Source organism: Trinickia sp. (genome assembly GCF_051954495.1).
In the GTDB taxonomy this organism is placed as follows: domain Bacteria; phylum Pseudomonadota; class Gammaproteobacteria; order Burkholderiales; family Burkholderiaceae; genus Trinickia.
The window spans coordinates 69410-77025 of sequence record NZ_JBQCHR010000128.1 but is presented as its reverse complement, the minus strand read 5'-3'; the positions used below and the strand labels follow the sequence as shown (position 1 = coordinate 77025).

At 61.4% G+C, this 7616-nt stretch carries 9 protein-coding genes; 5 read left to right on the top strand and 4 right to left on the bottom strand.

The features are described 5' to 3' along the window. Together ACTHNR_RS18005 and frmR are read right to left on the bottom strand one after the other, a co-directional pair. Positions 1-345: alcohol dehydrogenase catalytic domain-containing protein (locus ACTHNR_RS18005; RefSeq protein ID WP_440549018.1), on the bottom strand; the 345-nt coding region annotated here is incomplete at its 3' end. A gap of 64 nt (positions 346-409) precedes the next feature. Further along, entirely contained in the window at positions 410-685 is a 276-nt protein-coding gene (gene frmR, locus ACTHNR_RS18000; protein WP_440549017.1) for a formaldehyde-responsive transcriptional repressor FrmR, read from the bottom strand. A gap of 243 nt (positions 686-928) precedes the next feature. On the opposite strand from frmR, the gene ACTHNR_RS17995 reads away from it, so the two are divergent. Together ACTHNR_RS17995 and ACTHNR_RS17990 are read left to right on the top strand one after the other, a co-directional pair. Further along, the gene (locus tag ACTHNR_RS17995) at positions 929-1105 is read left to right on the top strand and encodes a hypothetical protein (protein WP_440549016.1); all 177 of its coding nucleotides are present in this window, start codon (positions 929-931) and stop codon (positions 1103-1105) included. Positions 1106-1206: 101 nt separating this feature from the next. After that, positions 1207-1386, top strand: coding sequence for a hypothetical protein (locus ACTHNR_RS17990; RefSeq protein ID WP_440549015.1), 180 nt, complete (start codon positions 1207-1209; stop codon positions 1384-1386). Positions 1387-1396: 10 nt separating this feature from the next. Here ACTHNR_RS17990 and ACTHNR_RS17985 read toward each other — a convergent pair whose 3' ends face one another. Next, entirely contained in the window at positions 1397-2545 is a 1149-nt protein-coding gene (locus ACTHNR_RS17985) for an acyltransferase family protein (RefSeq protein WP_440549014.1), read from the bottom strand. 471 nt (positions 2546-3016) lie between these two features. On the opposite strand from ACTHNR_RS17985, the gene ACTHNR_RS17980 reads away from it, so the two are divergent. After that, entirely contained in the window at positions 3017-3382 is a 366-nt protein-coding gene (locus ACTHNR_RS17980; protein WP_440549013.1) for a YunG family protein, read from the top strand. 195 nt (positions 3383-3577) lie between these two features. Beyond that, the gene (locus ACTHNR_RS17975) at positions 3578-5275 is read left to right on the top strand and encodes a hypothetical protein (RefSeq protein ID WP_440549012.1); all 1698 of its coding nucleotides are present in this window, start codon (positions 3578-3580) and stop codon (positions 5273-5275) included. Positions 5276-5351: 76 nt separating this feature from the next. Here ACTHNR_RS17975 and ACTHNR_RS17970 read toward each other — a convergent pair whose 3' ends face one another. Beyond that, on the bottom strand, positions 5352-6614 hold the full coding sequence (locus ACTHNR_RS17970; RefSeq protein WP_440549011.1) for an acyltransferase family protein: 1263 nt from the start codon (positions 6612-6614) through the stop codon (positions 5352-5354). A 139-nt stretch (positions 6615-6753) separates the two neighbouring features. Between ACTHNR_RS17970 and ACTHNR_RS17965 the strand changes: the two genes are divergently transcribed. Next, on the top strand, positions 6754-7602 hold the full coding sequence (locus ACTHNR_RS17965) for an IclR family transcriptional regulator (RefSeq protein ID WP_440549010.1): 849 nt from the start codon (positions 6754-6756) through the stop codon (positions 7600-7602). The last annotated feature ends 14 nt before the right edge of the window (positions 7603-7616 follow it).

Sequence of the window (7616 nt, the reverse complement as noted above, 5' to 3'; positions counted from 1 at the left end):
CTTGCCTTGGGTGGCGCGCACGGCCACGCACAAATTGGTTTTGCCGCTCTTGCAGAACAGACACTCGCCGCATTCCGCCGTGTAGAGCGGAATCACGTGATCGCCGGGCTTGACGCTCGTCACCCCTTCGCCGACTTCCATCACGATGCCGGCGCCTTCGTGGCCCAGCACAGCGGGGAACAAGCCTTCGGGATCGTCGCCCGAGAGCGTGAACGCGTCGGTATGGCAGACGCCTGTGTGCGTGATTTTGACGAGCACTTCTCCTTTACGGGGCGGTTCGACATCGATCTCGACGATTTCGAGGGGTTTGCCGGGCCCGAACGCAACGGCAGCACGTGATTTCATGTCAGTCCTTTAGGCGAAAAAAGGGGGAGGGTCAGCCGGCATCGTCAATGGCCGCTGAATCGGTTCAACGAAGATAAGAGCGCACGAGGGAGACGACTTCGTCGATCGCCTCTTGCTGTGTGCCGTTCGCTTGCGCGACATGGGAAAACTCTTCTCGGAGATGGCTCTCGAGCACCCCGGCCATCAATCCATTGACGGCCCCGCGTACGGCCGCGATCTGCTGCAGGACGGGACCGCAGTCGGCCCCTTCCTCGAGCGCGCGTTCAAGTGCGTCGATTTGACCCTTTACACGGCGCACGCGCGCCAGGACACGTTTCTTCTCTTCGGCGGTATGCGGCATTTCTGTGATCGATTGGGTACTGGGGGGTAGTACACGGTAGCACAGTGCCGGGGGTATTGAAAGTGGCGTTGGTTCCGAGGCTTGGGCGTGCGACATGACGCCATTCGGCCTTGGGGCGAGTGCCGCCAAGCGGAGCGGTGTACGCTTGATTCCGATACTTGCCATATGATCCAAAAGGGGCTAGTATGCCGGCTATGGGCGACGCACTTCGCGTAACCCGGCAACCCCTAGAGGAAGAGTTCGATGGGACAGACCTTGGATACAATCAAGACCGAAGCCGAGATCGGTAAGTTGATGGCCGAGACCATGAAACTGCACGCGGAAGCGACGAAGATCAACCGCGAGAACCGCTGGTACCCGATCATATGGGCGACCACGTTCGCGGGTGCGGTTATCGCCCTTGCTAAGTTGCTGCACTGAATTCGGGCCGCCATCAGGCGGCTTTTTTTATGCCCTATACCCCACCAAGCGCTGCGGATTTGCGGCGACTCAAAGAACAGCTAGGTAAAACCAGCGAGCAAATGTCGGAGCTATTCGCCCTCGCCGGCGGGCAGCAGTGGCGCAAATACACGGGCGGCGAGAGCCCGCGTGTGATGGGCGAAGAACGCTTGTTCTATGCGGCTGCTCGTCTCGTCTTGACGCAGGAGGAGCTAGCGCGAGTCCACGCAAAGATGAAGGAAATCGGCGCGGCGTTCGACTAAAAGGCGGATGTCAGATCGCGGCGCCTTCTTCTTCCGCTTGCTCTTGCTCTGAACGGGTCGCGCTTCGCGGGGCGGCGTTTGCCATGGCGTCAGGCTCGGCCTTCCGAGCCGAGAGCGCGCGCCGCAGCCATTTCCTGCCGGGCAGTTCGATGAATCGATGCGCCCAGTGGCTTACCGCGAGCAGCACCGCGAGCAGCAAGATCAACTGCATAAGCGGCGAGCCGGCAAGTGCGGCGCTGGCCTTGCGCGCGAGCGATAGGCCCTCCATCGGGAAACGTTGAACCATGTAGAGGCAGTACGAGATCTCGCCCAAGTAGACGATGGGGCGAAGCGCGAGCAGGGGCGCGACGACATCGGCGTCGGATGACAGCGCGAAGATCAACAAGCCCAAGCCGACAACGGTCAACGTATCGCGCTGCACGAAGATGCCGAGCGCAATCACGCCGAGTGCCGCGAGACCTAGCACGCGCGGAAGCGAAGCGAAGTTCGAACCGCGGCGCAGCCGAAATAGCAACACGCCGGCATAGAACTCCGGAATCAATCGCGCGAGGCCGCCGGGCAACGACAATGCGGCGCCCGAGCGCCACTCGAGCATGGCTAGTGCAGCGGCCGGCACGAGCAGCAAGACCGCGGCAAAGAACCGGTTACGCGCGGGCGCCAGCGCCACGAAGAGCGGGAAGAAGACATAGGCGAACCATTCCGCGCTGACCGACCAAGCGACGTCGTTCCAGCCGGTCACGAATCTGAACGACCACGCGTTGAGCAAAACGAAATTCGCTGCGAGCGCCGGATAAGTGTTTTGCCCGGTGCCGATAACGTGCTTGTGAAATACGAACAGCTTGACGAACACGAGGCCGATAGCGCCCAGCAACGTCACGAAGTGGATCGGATAGATGCGAGCGAACCGTGCGGCGAGAAATGCCCGATAGTCGAGCGGCCTGCCGTTGGCATAGTTATACGCGAGGATAAATCCGCTCAAGATGAAAAATCCGTCGACGCCGAGGTAGCCGTGGTCGAATGCGGAAGAGCGGACGCCGAAGTCGATGAACGCGCCATTTTCGAACGGATAAAACAAGTGCCGGGTGACGACCCACAATGCAAGAAAAGCACGCAGTCCCGTCAGTTGATCGATTTGCCCAACCGTATTGCCTCGATTCATTGGCGCATCCTTTTTCGGTTCGTTGCCGAATCGAGAGCGCCGCGGCTGACGACGTGACCTAGCGTCGCGTCGCGCCTCATGCGCGCGCCCTCGTTCGTCTCGATGTCGAACGATCAATGATGGCGGATGAACACGCTGTGTGCTCGGCAGAATGGCGGCGCGATCTCGCCAATCCTTCGTGCATTTAGGTCAGTCGGGCGGCATGCCGCGTCAATGAAGGGGAAATGAAAGAAATTCGTCGGCGGTTGACGGGGCATGCCATCGAAGGCAGACTTCGTAATCATGCATACGTTCACGTCCTTCGTCTTCGCGAACCACCATCATCCGCATTCCCATAGGGGACTGCGGTGGGGGGCGTGCATACGCTAGAAATTCGCAGCGATCTGCGCTACGAAGCCCCGCCGGCAACGACGGGGCTTTTTGTTTTCATGGGGCCCCCTTCGGCTGTCGGCTTACAGAGAGCCTAATCGGATGACTTCTATGCCAAAGCCTTTTGCGACACCCCTCGACCTGTACAGAGCGCTTTCGCGCGTTTGGGCAGGAGACACGTCAAGCCCCACCGGCGCATGGTCGCCCTCGAACCCTGCTCAGAATCATTGCAGCGTGACCTCTCTCGTCGTGCAGGACCATTTCGGCGGTGAGATTCTGACTACGCGGACAGCCGGCGGCACGCACTTCTACAATCTCATCCACGGAAAGAAGTGGGACCTGACGGTGAGTCAATTCGCTGAACCGGTGCCGTATGACGACACGCCGTCCAGCCGCGCCGAAGCGTTGGCGGATACCTCGCGGGAGAAATACGCGCTTTTGACGGCGAGGTTAAAGGACGTCGAATAGAAATACGATTTGTCCGCTCCTCTGTCACGGGGGCGGCTAGTCCAGCCTGTATAGCGCGGTTGAATCTTAAGGATTCCTTAAGAACGAAATATAAAGAATTATTGTTAAACATTGCACGATTTCTTTGTCGGATGAATTGAAGTTTTAGAACTATGTGCCGATACCTGCTAGTAACCGCACTAGGAGGGCGGCTCTATGACTATGACAAATCAATGCGCAAGCGAGCGCAAACGTTTGGTGTCGGGCTTGCTGGATCGCAATACTTCACGGCGCCTGATGTGGCTACCGGTGGCAGCGGCGATCATGACAATCGCGGCATGCGGGGGCGGGGGGAGTTCCCCTGGCACAAGCGCATCGACGAGTTCCGCCGTTTCCGCGGCCTCGTTATCGGGCAAAGCGATCGATAGTCCGATCGCGCACGCGCAAATCGTCTTTACCGCAAATGCACCCCAAGGCGACGCCGGCGCGACCGTGGTCGGCACTGTGACGGCCGGCGCCGACGGTTCGTTCACCGGCAGCGTTGCGGTGCCCGCCACCAGCGCGCCTATCTTTGCGAACGCAACCGATCCAAATCAGACCTCCCTGGTGTTGTCCAGCTATCTGGGAACCGGGGCAGCGCTCGCCGCGGCCGGGACGCTCAGCGCGACCGACCTGCCCGACCTCGACGTTACCCCCGTGACGACGGCTGCATTGGCGGTCTACGCTCAGGTCAACGGCGGGGCATATTCGAATTTGACGCACAGCGGGTACCGGACCACGCTGCGGACGTATCGCGGCGACATTCTCGTCATCGCATCGGCGATCAAGGCGGCGGGCGACAGGTTGTGCACCCCGTCGGCGAGCATCACGTCCACGACGAACCTCGCGGCTGCGATCGCCGCGTCGTCGAATTTGACATCGGGTAATTCGACGACGCTCGCCTCCGCCGCTGCCGCTCTGGGTGGCAACTGCGCCGCCGCGCTGACTTCGTTGCAGCAAGCGATCACGTCTGACGATGTGTTCGGCCCGCAATTGTCGACTGGCGATGTGCTGGAGCTGGGGACGTCCGTCGTGCCGGCCGGCGCCTATCAACTGCAGGCGCTCGTCGCGGAAACAGGACTTGGGGCGAGTCTGACGGCGGCAAACCTGACCTCCTCGCCGACAAGCGTCGTTGCCGCCAGCGTGGTGACCGACACGGCCCTGACAGTCGCGAACGACGGCACGATCGCGTCGACGGACGGGAACGTCACTGGGGCCGTTCACGGCAGCTTGATCACGCTGTCGGTGAAGTCGGGCGCTCAGACGTACCGATTGCGCGGAAAACTCGGCACAGTGCCTACCGCACTCGTCACGGGCGGGAGTGCATTCGCCGTACAAGGAGGCGGAGTCAATACGGGCACCAACGTACTGACGAATTTCTCCGCGGTGCTGGCGGCGAGCGGCGCGGCGCCAGTCTGGAACGGTATAGCGGTTGCCTCCGGAAGCAGCGAGGATGCGGGCGTATCCTGCGCGGCGGGCCAGCCGATTCGTTTGAGCGGCTTCGTGCCGGGACTGGGTGGCGGCGTGCTGGGCGAATGCGTCGTCCCGACGGCGGGCGGGTGGACGATGTCGAGCCCGACCTCCGTGCGAGGGGGATTCGATTTCGAATCTACGACGCAGAATACGCCGACCGCGACGCCGTCCCTCACGGCGACGGCATGGACACCGGGGGCATCGGCTTCGTTCATCCTCACGGATGCTTCAGCCAGCTTTGCATTGAATGCAGGCGGTGTCCCTCCGGCTAGTGGGACGGCGTATTACGTCATGGGCACGCGATCGATCGTTTTCTCCGCGGCAACGGCCACCGGCGCGTTTGTCGCTTCGGAAAACCCCCTCATGAAAGTAGACGATGCGAGCGATAGTCCGGACAATTAAAATCCGGCGCCGGCAGGCGATTCCGGCCGTGACGCGCCGGAATCGATCGAGACCGCGCACGCGATATCGTGCGGTCTCACGCGTTGTTCACGGTCGAGTGCTTGGGGGGCTTCGGGCGCTCGGATGCACTCGCACCGTTGGCGCGCTCCGGCTTCAATAGCCGCCGCCGGATCGCCGAGCGTACGGGGACGACGCATCGCTCTTGGAAGACGATGGATGCGGCGACCGTAAGAAGGAGATACAGCGGATACCACGTCATGGCAGGAGTCACGGTTTTTGCTTTTGCGGCGCAAGCCGAGAATTGCACCGCGCACTGCAAGACGGACTCGCTGCTGGCCGTCAGTTTCAACGCCTTCGACATCACCATGAATATCGCGCTGTGAATTGCGAAGATGGAGAGCGCCGCGTTTCCGAGCCGCGCGCTGATCCCGTGCGCCCATTCCGGCACGGCGACGTCCGCACCCAGCGCAATGAGCGCGAGTTCGGCGGGCAGCAGGGCGCCGTTGTGGACGATGTAATGAAAGGACAGCGGCCCGATGGCGACCAGGTGGGATGCCACTACGAAGCACGCTACGATGAAAGCGATCGCCGCGGCTTTGCGCAAGGGCGTGCGCGTCATCCATCGCAAGCGCCCCGACGCATACAAGCTGTATAGCAAGCAGCCCGATAGAAACTCGGGGATGCGCAGGAGCGGATTGTGCTCGATGGTCCCGACGGCCCGCGGTCCGTACATGCCGAGCAACACGACCGTGATGGGCGGCGCGAGATACACCGCCCACAGCGAAACGAGCGCAAGGCCCTGGCGACGCATATTGGCGAATCGCGGCCCCAAGATCGGGAACAGTAGATAGAAGAACAGCAGGCAGCTCAAAGACCACGACGGCCCGTTGATCGATGAAACGCGCGCATCCCAGGCTTGCAACATGAAGACGTTCAGTAGCCACGTGAACGCAGCGGGCGCCGCGCTCAGTTGCACGACCTGCTGCTCACCGCCTGTGAGAGTGGGAAGCAGGAACGTTTCGGCGGAGCGCGTGCTGGCCAGCGAAACGAGCACGAAGAGGAACAAGCCGAGCCAGTGTATCGGATAGAGATTGGAGAGCCGCTTGACGAGAAAGCTGCGCGCGCCGCCGCGCATCTCGCGCGTCTTGTCGACGTAGAGATGGGTGAGAATGAAGCCCGAGAGAATGAAAAAGCTGCTCGTCGCGAAGCCGCCTAGATCAGCCAGTTCGATGAACGGCAACGCATTGGCTTGAGGGTAGTCATGAATGGTGTGAAACACCATGAGGTACACCGCAAGCGCGAAGCGTACGAGGTCGAGGCCGACAAAATTTTTGTTCATGACGTCTCCCATCGCTGCCATTTTTGTCAACGCCGCCAGCGTTGGCCGGACTATAGCGCCACGGAAGCCGGTCGACGGTGCTCGTCCGAAAGCGGCGGCATTTTGGCGAGTTTGCTCCGTACTCCGGCAAGGAAAGCAGGTGAGCATCGCGCGTGCCCGTGCGGGGGGAATCAGTCGGCTCTCCGATCCTCCGCTCGGTATAATCGGGCACCTCATTCGCGCTACCCTTTCGATGTCGAGTATCGCCAAGCTGCTGTCCATCCTCGACCTCTTTTCAGAGGCACATCCATTTCTCACGGCCGAGCAGGTGGCCTCGGGGCTGGCGTGTTCTATCCCCAGCGCTTACCGGTATCTGCGGGAACTGGTCGAATCGGGCATGCTGGTGCGTTTTGCCGGCGGTGAATACGGCCTAGGTCCACGCATCATCAAGCTGGACTACCACCTTCGCGTATCGGATCCGTTGCTGAAAGCCGGTCAGCCGATCATGCGAGAACTGGCCGAACACTCCGGCTTCGATGTCGTGATGTCGCGGTGGTATGGCGACGAGCTGGTCGACACGCATCGGGAGACCCACGACGCAACGCTCGATTTGCGCTACGGCCGCGGGCGGCCGCGTCCGCTATTTCGCGGCGCGGCGCCGAAGGCCATCCTGTCGACTTTTCCGAAGGCGAAGCTCGCCGCGCTGTTTCGCGAGCATGCCGAGGATATCGAGGCGAGTGGCCTGGGCGATTCGCTCGACGCTTTTCGGTCGAACCTGCTCAAGATTCGGCGTGCCGGTTATTATTTGTCGAGCGGAGAACTCGAGACGGGCGTTTCCGCCATGGCCTCTCCGCTGTTCACCGACGATTCGGGCGAAGCGGTAGGGTCACTCGCGCTCGTCGTCCCGAGCCACCGCCTCGAGCTCCTCAATCTCGAGCGCCTTGTCGAAGCGATCAAGGAGGCTGCGGCGCGCACCTCCGCGCGAGCGCGAGCGTTGATCGAAGCCTAACGCTTCGTTTCTCC